Genomic DNA, 20,083 nt, shown 5'->3' on the forward strand with positions numbered 1-20,083 from the left:
GTATTGAAGTCCCGGAATTTGATGTTCGCTGTTAGAAGCGGAAGACAGCCCAATAGCCGAAGTAATTCGAGCTCTTACCGCCGCCACTCTTGAAAGATCGGCTGGCATCGAACTTTGTCGCGAACAAGCGGAAGCTGAGATTGCGCGTGGCCACGTAGTCGACCTGGAGATTCCAGTTGGTGCCGACCAATCTCTTGCCATCTGTGGGGGTCAGCAGGGGCGCGGTCGACGGTCCGAAGTACACCGCGTCGTTGCGACTCTGTCGCCAGAACAGCTCAGGACCGGCACTGACGGTGAGTCTTGATGCGGGTTTGAGCGTGATGGTTGGATAGAAATCCAGCAGATTTGAAAAATTGAGCCAACTTGCGTCGGAATACAGGGGCAATCGCGGAAACGGGGGAACGAAGGTGCCGATCTTTCCATCGCCCCGGTCGCCGTCACCGCTGAAAGCATTCAGACGTGCGCCAAGTCGCGGTGACAACCGGGAACCGGCGAAGGTATAGCCGCCTTCCAGCAGAAGCCCCCAGGCTTCGATCCGCTGGTTGCCCACGCTGCCGTCTTGGTAGGTCGCTTCGCCATCGAAGTCGATGCCATGGGCGCGGATCGCCAGCCTGGTGCCATAGGAGCGTCGTACCTCCTTGCCGCTTGTGTCGCGGTAGCGGGCCAAGGGACGGGCTACATCGTAGTAGTACGCATCCAGCGTCGAGGTGGGCGCAAGCAAGACTGAGCCATAGAGTCCGTTGAAGTGCGTGCCGGCCTGGACCGAGTCATCGAATCTGCCCGGAGCGTAGGACACTGGCTTGACGCTGAAACCATCCAGCTTGAAGCGCCCTTGGTCGATCAGGGTGGCGCGCAGGCCTTGGTAGATGAAGCGCACATTGGTGCCGTCCCGCATGCCGATGAGCTTCCCATTACCCAGCGGCATCTCGAACCGGCCCGGACGCACGGTCAAGCTCAATCCGTCCTTGAGCGGGATGCGGACATCGAGAAACGCCTGCCTGACATCGAGCTTGTCGCGGTTGGGAGGCGTTACCGACCTGGCGAAGAATTCGCGGTCGTCACCTATTTCGAAGAAAGCGCGGAGATTGTTGCCGACATGCAGATCGGCATTGAGCCTGAGGCGCTGCTGGAGATGGTCCAGTCGATCGTCTGGGCTGGCGCCCAGGCGCAGGTGCTCCCAGTAGTTGTAGTAGTAACGGACCTCTCCACCAATTGAAAGATAGGCCTGGTCTCCCAGCGGAAGATAGCGCAGCGCTTCCAGTGGACGCCTGTCCGATGCGGTTTTCAGGCTGCTCCAGTCTTCGCTCCAACGTAGCGACTGCGGCGTGCGCGCCGGTCCTTTGCGTCCGCCTGGGACCGGTTCGGGAATGGGAGCGCCGGCGGGTGCGGGAACCGGGCCGGGCGCGCCGATCCTCAGCAGCGCAGTGTCTTTGGCCGGCGCCTGCGCCTGCGCTTGCGGCGTGCGCTCGGCCCGGGACTGGACGTTTTCTTGTGCCATTGCCGCGAAGGGCAGGAACAAGCCCGTCATGACCGCAGGCCAGGCCATTCGCTGGAATGCCGGCCAGCCGACTACCGCACCGCTCGCCGCGGTTTTGCTTCCACACATGTTCATTCATCCCCTCTCCTGATGAAGCGATCCGTTGCTGTGGATAGATCGCGCGTTTTATTTGCCGCTGGTCGCAGCCCTCCAGCTGCAGCCACGGCGCTGCCTTTCGCCAGATGGCTTCCTTGCTGGAAATGCTTTCCAGTGCCTGCATGGTCTGGTCGATCTGATCGGTGCACGCCATCAATCGAGCGCGGAGTAATGGCTCGATTGCGAATCCGATGTCGAAACGCGCATCGACGGTGATGCGTTGCGGCTCTGGGTCCAGGTCGATCGTGGCCGCGTGGGCGGAGGCTTGCATGCGCTGGCCGATTTCGGCGTCGCCCAACGCGATGGCAGCGATGCCGTTCTACCTCGCGTTCTGCCAGAAGATGTCGGCGAAGCTGCTCGCGAAGATCGCCCTGATGCCGATGTCAGCAAGGCACCAGATCGGCACGTTGTGGTCGGCCATCGCCAAGGTCATTGTCGGCCTGCGCACCGTGCGCGAAGTCAGGCGCAGGGACTCCAATGCCTGCGGGCTGGTCAGTTCATGCACCAGATGCCGATCGACGCAGATCAGGCACGTGCCATCGTCACGCTCTTCGATGGCATGTGCGTCCCGGAGCCTGTCGTATAGAGTGTGCGGGATGGCGTTCATGCCCACCCTCCCTGATCCGAAGACGAATGCGCCTGCGCCTGCGAGAATGGGGATCTCCAGTACGAGAAAAGGCCACCTGCCGCGTGACAACCAGAACCTCTGACCGGTTGATTGAACTGCTTGAGCTTTTTGGGTCTGGTGGAAGCATCTGGACCGTAGAGCGCGGTGCCGCAAGACTTGGGATTTCGGTGTCCAATGCCTACCGCTATTTCCGTACGCTGGCCAGTGCCGGCTACATCGTGAGTAATGGCCCCGGGCGCTATGTGCTGGGTCCTGCAATCATGAAACTGGACCGCCTCATGCGGCTCAACGATCCGCTGATCAACCTGGCGCGCGCGGAGATGCGGAGTATCGTCTCGGCCGCGCCGCCCTACAGCGTCGCCATCCTGTGCCGGCTCTACAACGGGCAGATTATCTGCATCCACGAAGAGTTGATTTTGCCACCGCAACTTTCGGTCAGTTACGAGCGCGGCCTGCCCATGCCGCTGTGGCGTGGCGCCGCATCCAAGGCCGTGCTGGCGCATCTGCCTCTCAAGACCATCAAGACGCTCTGGGATGCCCGTCAGACCGATGCCGATACCGCATCCAGTGGCCTCGGCCCCGACTGGGAGCACCTCAAGGCGCAGGTGCGCACGTTGCGCACGCGAGAAGCAATCACGACGCTTGGGGAGCTCGGTACCCCGACGCGGGGCGTCGCTGCGCCGATCTTCGATAATGGCCAGGTGATTGGTAGCCTCGGTTTGGTCCTGCTGACCGACCAGGCCGGATTCGACGACCCGGCCCTGGAAAGGTCGGTGAGCGCTGCCGCGGTGCGCATCACCACCAATTTCGGCACGACCGCTGGCAGCCCGCAGCTTCACGCGGCACGCGCCGCATCTTGATAGAGCCAGTCTAGGCCGGCATAGGCCTGGGCAGGTGTGCGGCCGGCCAACATTAGATTGCGCATCTCGGCCTTGACACCGTCGGCGTGATAGAACTCGCCATGCACCCGCGCCATGACCTGGCAACGACCCGTCCTCAGGTAGCGCTGCGCCTGATAGTCCTGGAATACGGCGGACAGGTCGGAAGGCTTGTCGGCCACGCACTGGCCGAGCGCGACCGCATCCTCCAGCGCCATACATGCGCCCTGTGCCAGGTACTGCAACATCGGGTGGGCCGCATCACCGACCAGGGTGATGTTGCCCCGCGTCCAGTTTTTTACAGGCTCGCGGTCGCACAGCACCCACATGCGCCAGGTTTCGATCCTTGAAAGCAGCGCGCGCACCGTGTCGCATGCACCGGCAAACCTGCGTCCAAGCTCGGCCGCATCGCCCTTCGTGTTCCACCCTTCCACATACTTGTCGCTGTGGAATACTGCGACCAGGTTGAACAATTCGCCGCCGCGCAGTGGATATTGGACCAGGTGATGCTTTGGGCCGCCCCACAGGATCATCGCGTTCTGCCGGAACTCCTGGGGCACATCGGCAGTGGGCAGCACCGCGCGATAGGCGATGTGTCCAGAGACCATCGGGGCGCCATCGGCAACGACCAGCTCGCGGGTCTTGGACCACAGCCCATCGGCGCCGATCAGGGCCGAGCCAATGAAGTTGCAGCCGCTGTCGGTGGTGAGGGTGATGCTGGCGCCTTCGGTGATGCTGGTCACTTTGACGTTGGTGTGCAGTTCGATCAAAGGATCGCGCCGGGCAGCGGCCAGCAGCACCGCGTGCAAGTCCGCTCTGTGGATCAGCGTGTAAGGGAACTCGAAACGCTCCATGAATTCCTTGCCGGTGGGGATCGTGGTGACCCGGCTGCCGGACACGCTGTCCATGAACACCAGCTCGTCCGGGAAGATGCCCAGCTGCATGGCCTCCTCGTCCAGGCCAAGGGCCCGCAGCGCGCGAAAGCCGTTGGGCCCGAGCTGAATACCGGCACCGATTTCGAGGAACTCCCTTGCCTGTTCGACCAGGACCGTGGGTATCTGCCGCTGTGCCAGCGCCAGTGCCGTGGCAAGGCCGCCGATGCCGCCGCCGATGATGAGGACGGGAAGGTCATTCATGGGTCACCGCCATTTCGAGTTTGCCGATGCCACTGATGGATGCGCACAGGCGGTCGCCCGGATGGATCGGCCCAACCCCCTCGGGTGTTCCGGTGAAGATCACATCGCCCGGTTCAAGCGAATAGAACTTGCTGGCGAACTCGATCAGCTGGCCAACATCCAGGATGAGGTCGCGCGTGTTGGCACGCTGACGGACTTCATCGTTGATTTGCAGCAGCAGCTCACGCCCGGAGGGGTCCTGCAGTTCGTCGGCGGTCACCAACCACGGGCCGAGTACCGAATAGGTGTCCAGCGACTTCCTCAGACTGCGTTCTTCCGGGCCGCGGATCGTGATGTCCAATCCGATGCTGTACCCAGCCACATGATCGAGGGCGTCGGCAGCCTTGACCTGCTTTGCGGGCTTTCCGATGACGACCGCGAGTTCGATTTCGTGATCGGTGCGGCGGTCGGGAAGCCCGATGACGATGGGCTGGCCAACACCGATCAGTGAACTGGTGGCCTTGAGGAACACGCCGGTCTCCTGAATCTTTCGCGCGTGCGCCCGCGAAAATGTCGCGGTGTCGGCAATGGCCTCGTCCAGGTGGGCCTGATAATTGACAGGCGCGGCGATGAGTTTGCCTGGACGCGGCACGGGCGATCGCAGCGAAACCTGAGCCAGTGGCTTGCGCGTTGCCTCGGCCTGTAAGGATTGAATGACAGGCTTCAGCACGTCCAGATGACGGATGAATAAGTCGCCGGACGGGTGCGGATAGCGGGTGGCAGGGAGCGAATCCAGTGCGGCCGTTACATCGAGGACCTGGTTGCCCTCGATTACACCCAGGCGCCATTCGTCGAAAAAGCAGATCTTCAAGCCAGTACTCCTTGGGTGATGTCGGGTTGTCGGGCTGCCGCGCGTTCGCCGCGCCAGAAGCCGAGGTATTCCTGCAGGGGACGGTCTGAAAAGCTGAAGAGGACGCACTCCTGGTCGGCCTCGAAATGGCGCCACAGCCAACCTGGTGCGACAAAGACATCGTTCTCGTGAACCGTCAGGATTTGATCGCCCAGCCGGATGCGCGCACTGCCTTCCACCACACACATCACCGCTGCATCGGTTTCACGATGTGCAACGCCGCGGAAGCCTGCCGGCAGCAGCTGCAGATATGCGCCCATCGTGCGGATCGGTGATCGGCCTGTGGTTGGGTCAGAAAAGGCCATCTTCAGGCCGTGCTCGGGATTCCATTCTTGAGTGCGCGCCAGAGCGTTAAGTGCTGGGCGTGTGGTGGCATAGGGATAGTGGAACAGAGGGCTGGCTGCGCCGGTGGGTTCCTGTCCTACCGGAATGAGGCCACTGGCATAGCGCGCTTGCGCATCGCCGAGCGGACGGCCTTCTGGCTGGTGTTGTTCGGGATAGTCGGCGGAAAAGCCGGCGTTGAGCATCTGTACGATCGGCACGTCCAGACCGTCGAGCCACATGACCGGCGCATCACCCAGTGCCCCGTGATCGTGGAACACGTTCGTGGGGGTGATAATGAAATCGCCGCGCCGCATCTCCACCCTTTCTCCCTGCACGGTGGTGAAGCCTTTACCGCCCTCCAGGATCAATCGCAGGGCTGATGCGGTATGTCGATGGCACGGTGCAATCTCACCAGGCAAGATCATCTGTATGCCTGCATATAGGGAGTTCGTCGCCAACGAGCGTCCCTGTAGTTTGGGATTTTCCAGCACAAGCACGCGCCGTTCGGCGTCCTCGGCCGAGATCTCAGCACACGCGCGCGTCATGTGCTGTCGAATGGTGTCTGCGCGCCAGATCACCGGATCGACTACCTGTTTTGGCTCACGCGGCGTCAGACCACGCAGAACTTCCCAGAGGGGAGCCATGAAGTCCTGGGCGAGCATTTCTCGAAAGTCGAAAGAGTCTGGAGCAGCAGCGCTTCCCTGGGTCAACGCATGGGCGCGAGTGTTCATTGGGCCTCCTCTTAGATGCGGACGAATGGCCACTTGTCCTGTCGACTTGCAGCGCGATGTTGGACGTGCGGTCCCGGCAACAGCAAAAGGCTATCGCTCAATCCATGTCAATTAATTATCATATTGCGATAAAACAGCAATCCATGCAGTGCGTCAAGCTGCGCTGCAGCAAATACCTCATCGCCCCGTTTAAAAAAGAGAAATTACGAGAGATTCAGGTGCTTCAACACTCTTTAGAAGTCCTGCCAATGAGGACATAAATATCCTTATATGATAAGTAAGATGGCGACATTGGCGTTTTCGCAGATGACGCGATACGCGCCGGTGTCGTCCCGGACCCGGATCTCTTCGACACCCTTGCCGATCGATGGCATGGGCTTGACGTTGTCCGGCTGCAGTCCGCGCTGCACGCGATCCAACGGGTAGCCGGCATCCCGCTTCGCGTCCTCCGAGAACTCCCGGAGGCGATCCAGGGAATCACCGAGGAACGCTATCGGCTTGGTGTGCGTCGCTATATGCGTATTGATATAAATGGCAAGCGAGTCAAGGGACCGGCTTGGTGCCTGCTCTTCGACCTGCATGCGGTGACCAGCTGTCGACGATCGAAGGCCTCCGACTCGGAGCGAGGCACGTCTTGCCGGCGGAGACCGATCTGGGCCGTGTAACCTAGCGAGCCGTCTTTTGCGGCGACGCCTGACGATGTTTCCCGCGTGGCCGATGCTACATGGACGTTTCCGTAGCATCCAGCGCAGCAACGGACACCCGAAAACTCGCGAAACCGACCGATCATGAGCGCAACTGAGGAACCCGAAGACACGAGCAAGGCATTGGAGTTGCGCGAGAAATCGCGCTATGAGGACGCCCTGCGCCTGTCCGTGGCGCCGATGATGGACTGGACCGACCGCCACTGCCGCGTATTCCACCGGCTGCTGGCGCCGTCGGCGCGGCTGTATACCGAGATGGTCCACGCCAATGCGGTGCTGCTGGGTGATCGCGTGCGGCTGCTGGGCTTCGATGCGATCGAGCATCCGCTGGCGCTGCAGCTCGGCGGCAGCGATCCGGCGCTGCTGGCGCAGGCGGCGCGGATCGGCCAGGAGTGGGGCTACGACGAGATCAATCTCAATTGCGGTTGCCCGTCCGACCGGGTCCAGGCCGGGCGTTTCGGCGCCTGCCTGATGCGCGAGCCGGCGCTGGTCGCCGATTGCGTGGCGGCGATGGCGCAGGCGGTGGACATCCCGGTCACGGTGAAGTGCCGGCTCGGGGTCGACCAGGACGCCGACTACGCGGTGTTCCTGGGTTTCGTCGACCAGGTCGCCGCGGCCGGCTGCGGGCTGTTCGTGGTGCACGCGCGCAATGCATGGCTGCAGGGGCTGTCGCCGAAGGAGAACCGCGAGGTGCCGCCGCTGCGCTACGACTGGGCCTACCGGCTCAAGCGCGAGCGTGCGCAGCTGCAGATCGTGCTCAACGGCGGGCTGGCCGACGTGGACACGGCGCGAGCGCAGCTGACTGCGGTCGATGGGGTGATGCTGGGCCGCGCGGCCTATCACGATCCCTATGTGCTGCATCGGCTGGACGCGGCCCTGAGCGGCGCGGCGCCGCGGCCGCGCGCCGAGCTGCTGCGCGCGCTGCGGCCCTATGTGGAGGCGCGCCTGGCCGACGGCGTCGCGCTCAAGCACATCGCCCGGCATCTGCTCGGCCTGTTCCACGGCCAGCCGGGCGGCCGTGCATTCCGCCAGGTGCTCAGCGAGGGGGCGCACCGGCCGGGGGCGGATTGGGCGCTGTTGGAACAGGCTTTGCTTATGACCGAGGGCACGCCGCGCGTCGCAGCATAGCGACCCCGGGACGCGCGGCGGTTCGCCGACGCCACGCTCCCGAGTCCCCAACGCAAGCTGTCTCGACGGAGGCCGCGCTCCCCTTTCGAACGCCCGTTCAGTTACTTTGTTCAGCTTGCCGCGGCAGCATGTGCTGGCGCAGCAAGGGCGGCAGATCCTTGCCGAGGGCGGCCGGGCACTGTTGGCAACGGACCGTCGGGCGGAGCCGGAAGTTCATTTCACTGAACGCCGGCAGCCGCGGCAGGAAAAGTTCAGATCGGATTCACCCCGAAAAATCAAGAATTTGGCTCGTTTTTGCGAAACCTTGGCGGCGCTGCCAGGCGTCCCGTTTCACAACTTTTGAACGTTTCCGATCCGTCCGTTAGGATGCCCGTTCGTGACCTCGCCCACTCTCCGCCGCTGCCGCACCGCCGCCGTGATCGCATTCGCGCTCATGGCCGTGGCCGATGGCTGGGCGCAGCAGCCGGGTCCGGGCATGCCGATGGCTCCGGGCGGGTCGATGGCGCCGCCCCACGACGCGGCCCGGACCCGCGACTACAGAAGTAGTTCGCTGTCCGACGCGGTACGCCGGGTGCAGCGGTCCACCGGTGGGCAGATCCTCGGCGCCGAGCGCGTGCCGTTCGACGGGCGCGACATCAATCGCGTCAAGTACATGGATGACCGCGGGCGCGTGCGCTACATGGACGATCCGCCGCCTGGCCGCGCCGCGCCGCAGCGTGGCCGCGCCCCGCTGCCGCGCCCCGGCGACGCGCAGGAACCACCACGCGGCGATAACCCCTGACCCGGATAGTCTGGTTCAGCTTGCAATACCCACTGCCCCGGCCGCCGGCCATCGGGGCCATCTGTAAGTCACTAGGGAGAGTTCATGCGTATCCTTCTGGTCGAAGACGAAGCTCCGCTGCGAGAGACCCTGGCTGCTCGCCTGAAGCGCGAAGGTTTTGCGGTGGATGCGGCGCAGGACGGCGAGGAAGGCCTGTACATGGGCCGCGAAGTGCCCTTCGACGTGGGCATCATCGATCTCGGCCTGCCGAAGATGTCGGGCATGGAGCTGATCAAGGCGCTGCGCGACGAAGGCAAGAAGTTTCCGGTGCTGATCCTCACCGCGCGTTCCAGCTGGCAGGACAAGGTCGAGGGCCTGAAGCAGGGCGCCGACGACTATCTGGTCAAGCCGTTCCACGTCGAGGAGTTGCTGGCGCGGGTCAACGCGCTGCTGCGCCGCGCCGCGGGCTGGAGCAAGCCGACCCTGGAATGCGGGCCGGTGGCGCTGGATCTGGCCGCGCAGACGGTCAGCGTCAGCGGCAGCAACGTCGATCTGACCAGCTACGAATACAAGGTGCTCGAGTACCTGATGATGCATGCCGGCGAACTGGTCTCCAAGGCCGACCTCACCGAGCACATCTACCAGCAGGACTTCGACCGCGATTCCAACGTGCTGGAAGTGTTCATCGGCCGCCTGCGCAAGAAGCTGGATCCGGACGGCGAACTGAAGCCGATCGAGACCGTGCGCGGCCGCGGCTACCGGTTCGCCATCCCGCGCACCGAAGGCTGATCCCACGCGCCTGCGACGAGCAAGCGAAGGACGCGACGGGGTGGTGGCACGGCCCAAGTGGTACAAGCGCTGGCGCCCGCGTTCGTTGCAGGCGCGCCAGCTGCTGGCCGCCAGCCTGAGCCTGGTGGCGTTCCTGGCCGCGGCCGGCTACGCGCTGGACCAGGCCTTCGCCGACACCGCGCTGAGCAACCTGCGCGAGCGCCTGAAGAGCTACGCCACCGCCTACGCCAACAATGTCGACGTGGCGCGCGACGGCTCGCTGTACATCAACGACGACAAGCCGCCGCCGGACCCGCACTTCGACCGGCCGGGCAGCGGCCTGTACGTGCAGATCGTGATGCCCAACGAGCGCTGGATCTCGATGTCCAGCGAAGGTCCGCTGCCGCCCAAGGGCGGCATGCTCGAACCGCGCCAGGAGACCTTCGACGGTCCCTGGCCGATGACCCAGATCGACGGCAGCGAAGGCGAGGTCTACCGCTACGGCATCGGCCTGGCCTACGTGCGCCGCGACAAGGAAACCCCGGTCACCATCTACATCATGGAGGACACCCGCGCGCTGGGCGCGCAGCTGCGCGTGTTCCGCGGCCGGGTGTGGTTCAACCTCGGCGGCGCCGGGCTGATCCTGTTGCTGCTGCAGGCCTTCATCCTGCAATGGAGCCTGCGCCCGCTGCGGCGGGTGATCAACGAACTGACCAGGGTGCAGCGCGGCGAAGCGGTACGCATGGGCGATCGCCATCCGCGCGAGCTGGAACCGCTGACCGACAGCATCAACGCCTTCATCGAGAGCGAGCGCGAAAACCTGGACCGCCAGCGCAACACCCTGGCCGATCTGGCGCACAGCCTGAAGACGCCGCTGGCGGTGCTGCGCACCCAGCTCGACAGCGGCACCGACGGCCCGGAGCTGCGCGAGGAACTGGACGCGCAGCTGCGGCGCATGAACAACCTGGTGACCTATCAGCTCAGCCGCGCCGCTTCCAGCGGCCACAAGCTGTTCTCCGCGCCGCTGCCGATCGAATCCAATGCCGAGGAGATCGTGCGCGGTCTGGAGAAGGTGTACGCGGCCAAGGGCGTGTTGTGCGAGTTCGACATCGAGCCGAGCGCGCGCTTCCACGGCGAACCCGGCGACCTGCAGGAACTGCTCGGCAACCTGCTCGAGAACGCCTTCAAGTGGGCGCGGCGGCGGGTGCTGCTGAGCGTGCGTCCGGCCCCGGCCGCCGGCAGCCGCCGCGCCGGCCTGGTGATGTCGGTGGAGGACGACGGCCCCGGCATCGCGCCGGACGAGGTCGCGCACATCCTGCAGCGCGGCGTGCGCGGCGACGAGCGCGTGCATGGCCACGGCATCGGCCTGGCGATCGTGCAGGATCTGGTCAAGGGCTATCGCGGCGAACTGCAGGTGAGCCGTTCCGAGGAACTGGGCGGCGCGCGCTTCCTGGTGACCATGCCGCCGGGCCTGTAGCCGCAGCGGCTGCACGCGGCCTGCAGGTGAATCCCGCGCAAACGCCGCAGACGCTTCCGACATCGGCTTAACGCCTGGCGCAGGCGGACGCGGATACTGCGCGGTTCGTCACACCCGGTTTCCCCCTCCAAGGAGCGCCGCATGCCCGAGCCCCGGCAACGTCCCGCATCGCGTCTGCGCGTGCATGGGCGCCGCGCGTTGCGCAACGCGCAGCGGCTGCTGTTGTCGCTGCTGCTGGTGCTGTTCACCGTGGCCGCCATCGCCGGCAGCCAGAAGGTGCTCGAACGCGACGATGCGCGCTGGCTGCAATCGATGACCACCGGCCTGGACAGCGCCAGCGTGTCGCAGCTGCAGCACGATGGGCGCAAGCGCTTCCTGCGCGACCAGCTGCAGGCCTCCGGCGGCGACGCCGCCCTGCCTGCGCCGGTGCGCGCGCAGCTGGACGGCTACGAGGCGCTGCATACGCCGGTGCAGGAGCTGCTCAAGCAGTTGGACGCGCGCCGGCAGTACATCAAGGCGATGCCCGATGGCGAGGCCAGGCTCGCGGCGAAGAAAGCCCTGCAGCAGCGCGCCGATGCGCTGCTGGCGCAGGCGCGGCAGGCGCAGCTGCTGCGCGCGGTGTATTCGCGCGACCAGTTGCGCGAGCAGATGGTGTGGTTCTGGCTCAACCACTTCAGCGTGTTCGCCGACAAGGGCCGCCTGCACTGGACCGTCGCCGACTACACCGACAACGCGATCCGCCCGCACGCGCTGGGCAAGTTCTCCGATCTGGTGATGGCGACGCTGCAGAGCCCGGCCATGCTCGAATATCTGGACAACGCGCAGAACGCCAAGGGCAAGGTCAACGAGAACTACGCGCGCGAACTGATGGAACTGCACACGCTGGGCGTGGACAGCGGCTACAGCCAGCACGACGTGCAGCAGCTGGCGCTGATCCTCACCGGCGTCGGCATCGCCCCGCCCCGCCGCGATGCGCCGCCGAAACTGCCACCGCCGCAGCAGGCGCACTACCTGCGCCGCGGCGCGTTCGAATTCAACCCGGCGCGGCATCAGCCCGGCGACAAGACCTTGCTCGGCCAGCGCATCGCCGGCGGCGGCTTCGACGAGGTCGAGCGCGCGGTGCAGCTGATCGTGCGCCAGCCGGCCTGCGCGCACTTCGTGTCGCGGCGCCTGGCCGAGTATTTCGTCGCCGACGAGCCGCCGCCGGCGCTGGTGGAGAAGATGGCGCGCACCTTCCAGCGCAGCGACGGCGATATCGCCGCCGTGCTGCAGGTGATGTTCACCGCGCCGGAAATGGCCGCCGGCGCGCCGCACAAGTTCAAGGATCCGTACCGCTTCCTGGTGTCGTCGCTGCGCCTGGCCTACGACGGACAGACCATCGTCAATCCGCAGCCGCTGCTGGGCTGGCTGAGCCAGATGGGCGAGCCGACCTATGGCCGCATCACCCCCGACGGCTGGCCGCTGCAGTCCAGCGCCTGGAACAGTTCCGGGCAGATGGCGCAGCGTTTCGAGATCGCGCGCGCGATCGGCGGCGGCAACACCCAGTTGTTCACCAGCGACGGCCAGCAGCGCGGCGGTTTTCCGCAACTGACCACACCGCTGTATTACCAGGCGATCGAGCCGCAACTCGGGGAGACCACCCGCCAGGCGCTGGCGCAGGCGCGCTCGCAGCAGGAGTGGAATGCGTTCCTGCTGGCATCGCCCGACTTCAACTATCGCTGATCCGGCCCATAGCGCTGGGCGCGGCGACCGCCGCTGCGTCCAGCGATCACGGAGGTCCTCCATGCACCGTCGCCATTTCCTGTTCGCCTCCGCTGCCGCGGCGGCCAGCCTGCCGTTCGCCGGGCGCCTGTTCGCTGCGCCGGCGCCATCGCCACGCCTGCTGGTGGTGTTCCTGCGCGGCGGCTACGACAGCAACAACCTGCTGGTTCCCTATGCCAGCGATTTCTACTACGCGTCGCGGCCGACCCTGGCGATCGCGCGGCCGGATCCGGCCAACCCGAACAGCGCCATCGCGCTGGACGCGCAGTGGGGATTGAACCCGCGGCTGCGCGAGACCTTGCAGCCGATGTGGAACGACAAGCAGCTGGCGTTCGTGCCGTTCGCCGGCACCGACGACCTGTCGCGCAGCCATTTCGAAACCCAGGACAGCATCGAGGCCGGGCAGCCGGCCGGGCAGCGCAGCGACTACCGCTCCGGCTTCCTGGCGCGGCTGTCGCAGGTGGCCACCGGCACCCCGGCGATCGCCTTCACCGATTCGCTGCCGCTGAGCTTCCAGGGTGGCGGCGACATTCCCAACCTGTCGCTCAAGCGCAATCCCACGCCGGGCTTCGACCAGCGCCAGGCCGGCATCCTGGCGCAGATGTACCAGGGCACGCCGCTGGCCAGCGCCGCGCACGAGGGCCTGGCGCTGCGCCAGCAGGTGTCGCAGGCGTTGCAGGACGAAATGCAGCAGGCCAACCGCGGCGCCGCCAGCGCCCGCACCTTCGCCGACGAGACCCGGCGCATCGCCACGCTGATGCGCGAGCGCTACCGGCTCGGCTTCGTCGATGTCGGCGGCTGGGACACCCACGTCGACCAGGGCAGCACCGATGGCACGCTGGCCACCAATCTGGCCAACCTGTCCGAGGGCCTGGCGGCCTATGCCGAGGCGCTGGGCCCGGAATGGCGCAACACCGTGGTGCTGGTGCTGTCCGAGTTCGGCCGCACCTTCCGCGAGAACGGCGACAAGGGCACCGACCATGGCCACGGCACCACGTATTGGGTGATGGGCGGCGCGGTCAACGGCGGCCGCATCGCCGGCGAGCAGGTCGCGGTGAGCAAGGACAAGCTGTTCCAGGATCGCGACTACCCGGTGCTGACCAACTACCGCGACCTGTTCGCCGGCCTGCTGAGCCGCATGTGGGGCCTGTCGCCGGCGCAGTTGCAGCAGGTGTTCCCGCAGGCGCAGGCGCGGGATCTGCAACTGGTGTGAGATGTGCGCTGTGCCGTTGCTGCATCAGCAGCGTTTAGCCGGCGGGGTGCACTGTGGGAGGGGCTTCAGCTCCGACGGTATCCGTCGCCGGAAGGCCCGTCGCTGCAATCGTCGCGGTTGAAAGCACTCCTACAGGGAAGCGTGCGCCGGCATGCTCACTGCGAAAGCACCTCCCATCCCGCGGCGTCGCGCAACGCCTGCCCGCCGTGCACGCCTTCGACGACCACCCGCACGCCCTGCGCGAACGGCCGCTGGCGTTGCTCGGGGAACCAGCGCCGCTGCCCATCGACCACGATCAACAGGCCCTCATGATCGCCGAGCGGCGCGAACACCTCGGATACCGGCAGGAACGGCATCAGGCCCAGCCGATCCTGCGCTGCGGCGGCGACCGCCGGCACCTGCGCGCTGGGCAATCCGATCTCGCTGATGCACAGCAGCTCGGCCGCGGAGAATGCGCCGTCGGCGATGGCGTGCACCGGCAACGGCTTGCGCGCGATCAGTTCGAGCACCGCGCCGTCTGGCCCGGCGAAATACAGCGACTGCGATTGCCACGCAGCGTCGAGTACGAAGCGGGATTCGCCCAGCGGATCGCGCAGCAACGGCGCGCGCCGGGACAGCCAGTCGCAGGCGGCGTCGAAGCGGGCCGAGGGGATGTTGAACGCCAGATGCGCGCTGCCGACCGCGGCGTTGGCGGCCACCAGATCGAGCCGGCTCCAGCCGATGCGCACCTGCGTGGCCGCGACCGGCAGTTGCAGGACATTGCGATAGAAGGCGGCGCTGGCCGCGGGAGCGCTGCAGGGCAGGCTGAGCTGGGCGATGCGCATGGAGGCTCCTTGCAGTGGAGCGTCCATTGGATGACCTCAAGCATGGTTGAGGTCAAGCGCGATGAGGAGCGTGTCTGGCGTGCTGCCGAAGTCGCCTGCCACGCAGCGCCGACCATGCTCGGCAGGTGCAGCTGCGCTCTGCAGCGCAATGCGTCCGGTGGGAGCGACTTCAGCCGCGACAAGGTCTACCGGGAAGGCCCGTCGCGACTGAAGTCGCTCCCGCAAGGATGCTGCGCGGGCAACGAACAGGCTGGCCGTTGCCCGGGAATTCAGCGCGACAGCGTAATGCGTGACAAGCCTCCGCTTTCCGATGGCCGCCCTCAGGCAGTCGCTCATGCACGATTTGCCGGGTGCGGACACAGCGGCGAACACGTACTGGCCGATCGACGCGCGGCGTCCGCCGCGGCGGACGCGCTCAGCCCAGATGCGCGCGCACCGCTTCGTCGATCTTCGCCGGCGGCACGAAGCCCGGCACCCGCGCCACTTCCGCGCCCTGGCGGAACAGCATCAGCGTCGGCGTCTGGCGCAGGCCCTGGGCGCGGAAGAAGTCCTCGCCCACGTCCTCCATCTTCACCTTCAGCAAGGTCACGCCCTGCGCGCTGTCGCTCTCGGCGAAACGCTCCAGCGACTTGTCGAGCATGCGGCAGCCGGGACAGTTGTCCTTGTTGAAATCGGCCAGCACGCGCGGATGCGCGGCGATGGCGTCGGCGAACTGCTCGGCGGTGGCGACGGTGATGGTGGTGAACATGGAGCGGGACCTTGTCTGCTGTCGGAGGATGCCTGGCGAAGAATGTCGCGACGCCGGCGATGCCATGAAACGGCGGGTGAAAGAAATGCAGCATCAGCCGCTGTCGTGCAGCGGCAGCGGGGCGTAGCCGGCGGCCCGGCTCAATGCAGGCTCGGCAGCCGCCACGTCGGTCGCCGCCGTGGAACCAGCCGCCGCCGCACGCGCGGCGCGCAGCGCCAGCACCTGCGCGGACCAGGCGTCGATCGCCGCGCTGTCGCGCTCGCCGTGCGGCATCTGCTCGATCTCCAGCACCGGATAGGCGCTGTCGAAGAAGCGGGCGATGCGCTTGACCGCGCCGCAGTAGTACTCCAGTCCCCACTGCGTCTCGCCGGTGCCGAACGCGGCGACCTCGATCGTCTTGCCGGCCGCCTCGACCAGGTCGGCGATGTAGCGCTTCATCTCCGCCGGGGTGCGCCCGGCGTTGTCGCTCCAGCTGCCGAGCAGGTGCAGGTCGAAGCTGGCCGCATGCGCGGCGTCGCCAAGCGCGCCGTGCAGGGTCTGCACGTCGGTATGGATCCAGGTCACCTGGTGCCCGGCCGCCGCGCACTGCGCATGTACGCGGCGGGCGACGTCGCGGGTATTGCCGCTGAGCGAAGCGTAGGCGAGCAGGATGCGCATGAGCCGGGATTGGGGATTGGGGATTGGGGATTGGAAAAAGCGGGTTCGACGTTGCTGTTACGAATCCCCAATCCCGAATCCCGGCCCCTCACAGATCGTCGAAGCCGTTGTCCGAGTTGGTCTTCTTGTAGCTGGCGTTGCGCATCTCGAAGAAGTCGGTCTTGGTCTCGGTGAAGTTGTCCGCGTAGGCCTTGATCCACGGCATCACGTTGTCGCTGGCGTCGGTGTACAGCTTCTCGATGCCGAGCATGCCGGACATCTTGTTGGCGCGGTACTTCACGTACTGGATCATCTCGTCCACGTCGATGCCCTCGATGCCGTCCAGCACTTCGGCGGACCACTGCGTCTCCAGCCGGATCGCATGCTCGAACGCCTGGTGCACGTAGTCGGTCAGCTCGTTGCTCTGCAGCGCGGCGTTCTCGCCGATGATCGCGCGGATCAGCTCGCTGATGAACTTGGTATGCGCCAGCTCGTCGCGGTTGATGAAGCTGATGATCTTGCCGGTGCCGGTCATGCGGTTCTGCCGCACCAGGTTGTAGAAATACGCGAAACCGGAATAGAAGTTGATGCCTTCCAGGATCGAGGACTGGATCAGCGAGCGCAGCAGGGTCTCTGCGGTCTTGTCGCGCATGAAGTCGTCGTAGGCCTGCATGATCGGCTGGTTGCGCGCGATGATGGTCGGGTGCGTACGCGCGATCTCGAACACGCGGTTCTGGTCGGCCAGCCCGGCGATGGAGGCCAGCACGTAGGAATAGCTCTCGTTGTGGATCACTTCCTGCTGGCCGATGATCGCCGCGTTGGCATGCGCGGCCGGGTCGGTGATGTATTCGGCGACGTTGTAGATGAAGCGCGTCTGCGGCGAATCCAGCGTGGCCAGCAGGCCGATGATCGAGTCGTAGGCGTTCTTCTCGCGCGCCGACAGTTCGCCGTACTGCTTGGCGTCGCCCTTCATGTCCACCTCGTCGGGGATCCAGAAGTTGGTCGACAGTTCCTTGTAGGCGCGATAGAACGACGGGTACGGGATGTCGTTCCAGTTGAGGATGCCGCTGGTGGTGCCGTTGATGATCCCGGTGGAACGGTTGGGATGCATCGGTTCGAGGATCTTGATGCGGTCGAGCGCGATGGCCATGGTCGGATTCGGTAGTCGGTTGAACGGCGCCGGCGAGCGGCGCGGCGATGCGGGACGACGCGGCGGGCGCATGGCGTCCCTGGATGGGGAGGCCATGCGCGCGCAGGCGCCGCTACGGGGTGGCGATCAGCTTGAGCACCACTCGCATTCGCTGATATCGATGTCGTTGGAGCGCACGTAGTAGGTGGTCTTCAGGCCTTCCTTCCACGCGGTCATGTGCAGGTCGAGCAGGGTGCTGGCGCGGATGGTGCTGGGCACGTAGAAGTTGAAGCTGATCGACTGGTCGACGTGGCGCTGGCGGCGCGCGTTCTGGCGCACGCTGGCGAACTGGTCGACCCGGTAGGCGCCCTTCTCGTAGTACGGATAGGTGTCCACGGTCAGGCCCGGGGCCACCACCGGACGCCGGAAGTCCTTCTTCTCTTCGTAGTAGAACGCGCTGTAGATCGGGTCGATCGAGGCGGTGGAGCCGGCGATCTGCGCGGTGCTCATGTTCGGCGCCACCGCGATCATCCACGCGTTGCGCACGCCGTTGATGCTGACCTGCGCGGCCAGTTCCTGCCACTGCGCGCTGTCGTAGCCGCGCTTGCTGAAGTACTCGCCGTTCTGCCAGTCGCTGCCCTTGAACACCTTGTACGCGCCCTTCTCCTTGGCCAGCGCCAGGCTCGCCTGGATGGTCAGGTAGTTGATGCGCTCGTACAGCTCGTCGCAGTAGTCCTCGGCCTGCCTGGAATTCCACTCGATGCCCTTCTGCGCCAGCAGGTGGTGCCAGCCGAAGGTGCCCAGGCCGATCGCGCGGTACTTCTGGTTGGTGATGGTGGCCTGCGGTACCGGCAGGTCGTTGAGGTCGATGACGTTGTCGAGCATGCGCACCTGCACCCGGATCAGCCGTTCCAGCACGTCCGGCGAGAGCAGGTCCGGCTGCGCGGTGACCGCGCGGCCCAGGTTCACCGAGGACAGGTTGCACACGACGAAATCGCCGGCCTGCTTGGTGGTCACGATCTGGTCGCCGCTGATCATCTCCTGGATGACCCGGGTCGGGCTCATGTTCTGCAGGATCTCGGTGCACAGGTTGCTGGAATAGACCATGCCCTGGTGCTTGTTCGGGTTCATGCGATTGACTTCGTCGCGATAGAACATGAACGGGTTGCCGGTCTCCAGCTGGCTGACCATGATCCGCTTGAGCATGTCGATGGCCTTGACCACCTTGCGGCCGATGCGCTCGTCGGCGACCACTTCCTCGTACCTGGCGCGGAACGTGCCTTCGCCGCGCTTTTCGTCGAAGAAGTCCTGCAGGTACCAGCCCTTGACCTCCTTCACCTCGTGCGGGTCGAACAGGTACCACTCGCCGCGGCGCTCCACCGCTTCCATGAAGATGTCCGGCACGCACACCGCGGTGAACACGTCGTGCGCGCGCAGGCGCTGGTCGCCGTTGTTCAGGCGCAGGTCCAGGAACGCCTCGATGTCGCGGTGCCAGATGTCCAGGTACACGGCGATGGCGCCCTTGCGCTGGCCGAGCTGGTCCACCGACACCGCGGTGTTGTTGAGCTGCTTGATCCACGGCACCACGCCGCCGCTGGAGTTCTTGACCCCGCGGATCGCCGAGCCGGACGAACGCACGTAGCCCAGGTAGGCGCCGACGCCGCCGCCGTGCTTGGACACGCGCGCCACGTCGGTGTTGGAGTCGTAGATGCCCTGCAGGCTGTCGTCGACGGTGTCGATGAAGCAGCTCGACAGCTGCCCGCCGATCTTGCCGGCGTTGGCCAGGGTCGGCGTGGCCACGGTCATGTACAGGTTGGACAGCGCCCAGTAGGCCTCGCCGACCAGTTGCATGCGGCGCTCGCGCCCGCCTTTGCCGGACTTGCCCTCGTCCTGCATCAGGTACAGCGCGATGGTCAGCCAGCGTTCCTGCGGCAGTTCGTAGACCTTGCGCGAGTTGTCGGTGGCCAGGTAGCGCGTGGCCAGCAGGTACAGGCCGTTGTAGGCGAACAGCTTGTCGCGCTCCGGGTCGATCATCCTGCCGGCTTCGGCCAGCTCGTCCTTGGAGTAGTTCTTGAGGATGTCGATCGAATACACGCCGCGGTCGGCCAGGCTTTCCTGCAGGCCGACGTAGGAGCCGTACTTCTCGCCGGCATCGTAGAAGCGGTTCTTGCTGGCGCGCTTGTACAGGCGGTGCAGGTACAGGCGCGCGGCGAAGTACTCCCACTCCGGCGTGGCGATGTCCACGCGCGACTCGGCCTCGCGGATCAGGTAGTCGACCATCTCGTCGGCCGACAGGCTTTCCTTCTTCTCGACGAAGGCGAACGCCTTGCGCTCGTAGTCGGCCACGTCCAGCTGCGGGAACTCGGCATGGATCCGGTCCAGGGTGCGCTGCAGGCGCGAGCGGTCGAAGGCCATGCGGCGGTTGCCGCCGTCCTTGACGATCCAGGTCACGGCGCGCTGGTCGTTGCTCGGCTCGCTGGCGGCCACATCGGGCTGCGCGGCGGCGGCGGCAGGCGTGGGTTCGACGTCGGCGGTGTCGAGGGGGGCTGCGGCCGGCAGGCTGTGGGTCTGGCTCATGAAGGTCTCCAAGCGTGGTGCACCCGGCTGCCCGACCCGCGCAGGCAGCGGTCCGACCGGATCAGCGGGGTGCAGGCGCGGTGTCGCAGCGACCGCGACGGCGCAGGCGCAAGGCCTACGGGCGGTCACCGCTTCACCG

Annotated in this window: 19 protein-coding genes; 7 read left to right on the forward strand and 12 right to left on the reverse strand. The window is 65.7% G+C overall.

What is annotated here, in order from left to right; translation table 11 throughout:
• Positions 1 to 31: 31 nt before the first annotated feature.
• The gene (locus FZ025_RS09460) at positions 32 to 1,612 is read right to left on the reverse strand and encodes an alginate export family protein (protein WP_053057208.1); all 1,581 of its coding nucleotides are present in this window, start codon (positions 1,610 to 1,612) and stop codon (positions 32 to 34) included.
• A 340-nt stretch (positions 1,613 to 1,952) separates the two neighbouring features.
• Positions 1,953 to 2,240 (reverse strand): aconitase family protein, encoded by a 288-nt coding sequence (locus tag FZ025_RS09465; RefSeq protein ID WP_046978852.1) that lies wholly within the window; start codon positions 2,238 to 2,240, stop codon positions 1,953 to 1,955.
• A 26-nt stretch (positions 2,241 to 2,266) separates the two neighbouring features.
• On the opposite strand from FZ025_RS09465, the gene FZ025_RS09470 reads away from it, so the two are divergent.
• The gene (locus tag FZ025_RS09470; protein WP_104558348.1) at positions 2,267 to 3,121 is read left to right on the forward strand and encodes an IclR family transcriptional regulator; all 855 of its coding nucleotides are present in this window, start codon (positions 2,267 to 2,269) and stop codon (positions 3,119 to 3,121) included.
• Here the strand turns inward: FZ025_RS09470 and FZ025_RS09475 are convergent.
• The 4 genes from FZ025_RS09475 to FZ025_RS09490 all read right to left on the reverse strand — a co-directional run bounded on the left by FZ025_RS09475 (position 3,097) and on the right by FZ025_RS09490 (position 6,800).
• Positions 3,097 to 4,275, reverse strand: a complete 1,179-nt coding sequence (locus FZ025_RS09475) for a 3-hydroxybenzoate 6-monooxygenase (protein WP_046978854.1) — start codon at positions 4,273 to 4,275, stop codon at positions 3,097 to 3,099. The two genes, FZ025_RS09470 and FZ025_RS09475, sit on opposite strands and share 25 nt — an antisense overlap.
• The gene (locus tag FZ025_RS09480) at positions 4,268 to 5,125 is read right to left on the reverse strand and encodes a fumarylacetoacetate hydrolase family protein (RefSeq protein WP_046978855.1); all 858 of its coding nucleotides are present in this window, start codon (positions 5,123 to 5,125) and stop codon (positions 4,268 to 4,270) included. Before FZ025_RS09480 ends, FZ025_RS09475 begins: the two co-directional genes overlap by 8 nt.
• Entirely contained in the window at positions 5,122 to 6,219 is a 1,098-nt protein-coding gene (locus FZ025_RS09485; protein WP_046978856.1) for a cupin domain-containing protein, read from the reverse strand. The genes FZ025_RS09480 and FZ025_RS09485 overlap by 4 nt, the downstream gene beginning before the upstream one ends.
• A gap of 266 nt (positions 6,220 to 6,485) precedes the next feature.
• Complete coding sequence (locus tag FZ025_RS09490) at positions 6,486 to 6,800, reverse strand: type II toxin-antitoxin system RelE/ParE family toxin (protein WP_104558347.1); 315 nt, start codon at positions 6,798 to 6,800, stop codon at positions 6,486 to 6,488.
• Between the two features lie 207 nt (positions 6,801 to 7,007).
• Here FZ025_RS09490 and dusA point away from each other — a divergent pair, with 207 nt between their 5' ends.
• The 6 genes from dusA (at position 7,008) to FZ025_RS09520 (ending at position 14,030) form a co-directional block, all read left to right on the forward strand.
• Positions 7,008 to 8,051, forward strand: coding sequence for a tRNA dihydrouridine(20/20a) synthase DusA (gene dusA / locus FZ025_RS09495; protein WP_046978858.1), 1,044 nt, complete (start codon positions 7,008 to 7,010; stop codon positions 8,049 to 8,051).
• A 433-nt stretch (positions 8,052 to 8,484) separates the two neighbouring features.
• Positions 8,485 to 8,832, forward strand: coding sequence for a hypothetical protein (locus FZ025_RS09500; RefSeq protein WP_386269806.1), 348 nt, complete (start codon positions 8,485 to 8,487; stop codon positions 8,830 to 8,832).
• A gap of 84 nt (positions 8,833 to 8,916) precedes the next feature.
• Positions 8,917 to 9,600, forward strand: coding sequence for a response regulator transcription factor (locus tag FZ025_RS09505; protein ID WP_003469280.1), 684 nt, complete (start codon positions 8,917 to 8,919; stop codon positions 9,598 to 9,600).
• Between the two features lie 85 nt (positions 9,601 to 9,685).
• Entirely contained in the window at positions 9,686 to 11,056 is a 1,371-nt protein-coding gene (locus tag FZ025_RS09510; protein ID WP_208803794.1) for an ATP-binding protein, read from the forward strand.
• 141 nt (positions 11,057 to 11,197) lie between these two features.
• The gene (locus FZ025_RS09515; protein WP_046978861.1) at positions 11,198 to 12,778 is read left to right on the forward strand and encodes a DUF1800 domain-containing protein; all 1,581 of its coding nucleotides are present in this window, start codon (positions 11,198 to 11,200) and stop codon (positions 12,776 to 12,778) included.
• Between the two features lie 61 nt (positions 12,779 to 12,839).
• Complete coding sequence (locus FZ025_RS09520; RefSeq protein ID WP_046978862.1) at positions 12,840 to 14,030, forward strand: DUF1501 domain-containing protein; 1,191 nt, start codon at positions 12,840 to 12,842, stop codon at positions 14,028 to 14,030.
• 155 nt (positions 14,031 to 14,185) lie between these two features.
• On the opposite strand, the gene FZ025_RS09525 is transcribed toward FZ025_RS09520, so the two are convergent.
• The 6 genes from FZ025_RS09525 to FZ025_RS09550 form a co-directional block, all read right to left on the reverse strand.
• Positions 14,186 to 14,854 carry a VOC family protein gene (locus FZ025_RS09525; RefSeq protein ID WP_046978863.1) on the reverse strand — a complete coding sequence of 223 codons (669 nt, stop codon included), beginning with the start codon at positions 14,852 to 14,854 and terminating at the stop codon, positions 14,186 to 14,188.
• A gap of 36 nt (positions 14,855 to 14,890) precedes the next feature.
• The gene (locus FZ025_RS09530) at positions 14,891 to 15,190 is read right to left on the reverse strand and encodes a hypothetical protein (RefSeq protein ID WP_146093524.1); all 300 of its coding nucleotides are present in this window, start codon (positions 15,188 to 15,190) and stop codon (positions 14,891 to 14,893) included.
• Between the two features lie 79 nt (positions 15,191 to 15,269).
• Positions 15,270 to 15,602, reverse strand: a complete 333-nt coding sequence (locus tag FZ025_RS09535) for a thioredoxin family protein (RefSeq protein WP_046978864.1) — start codon at positions 15,600 to 15,602, stop codon at positions 15,270 to 15,272.
• Positions 15,603 to 15,695: 93 nt separating this feature from the next.
• A complete protein-coding gene (locus FZ025_RS09540; protein WP_046978865.1) occupies positions 15,696 to 16,259 on the reverse strand; it encodes a flavodoxin in 564 nt (187 codons plus the stop codon).
• An 88-nt stretch (positions 16,260 to 16,347) separates the two neighbouring features.
• Complete coding sequence (locus FZ025_RS09545; protein ID WP_046978866.1) at positions 16,348 to 17,388, reverse strand: ribonucleotide-diphosphate reductase subunit beta; 1,041 nt, start codon at positions 17,386 to 17,388, stop codon at positions 16,348 to 16,350.
• Between the two features lie 126 nt (positions 17,389 to 17,514).
• A complete protein-coding gene (locus FZ025_RS09550) occupies positions 17,515 to 20,073 on the reverse strand; it encodes a ribonucleoside-diphosphate reductase subunit alpha (protein WP_386269809.1) in 2,559 nt (852 codons plus the stop codon).
• Positions 20,074 to 20,083: the final 10 nt, after the last annotated feature.

The sequence above is a fragment of the Xanthomonas hyacinthi genome, from assembly GCF_009769165.1.
GTDB lineage: Bacteria > Pseudomonadota > Gammaproteobacteria > Xanthomonadales > Xanthomonadaceae > Xanthomonas_A > Xanthomonas_A hyacinthi.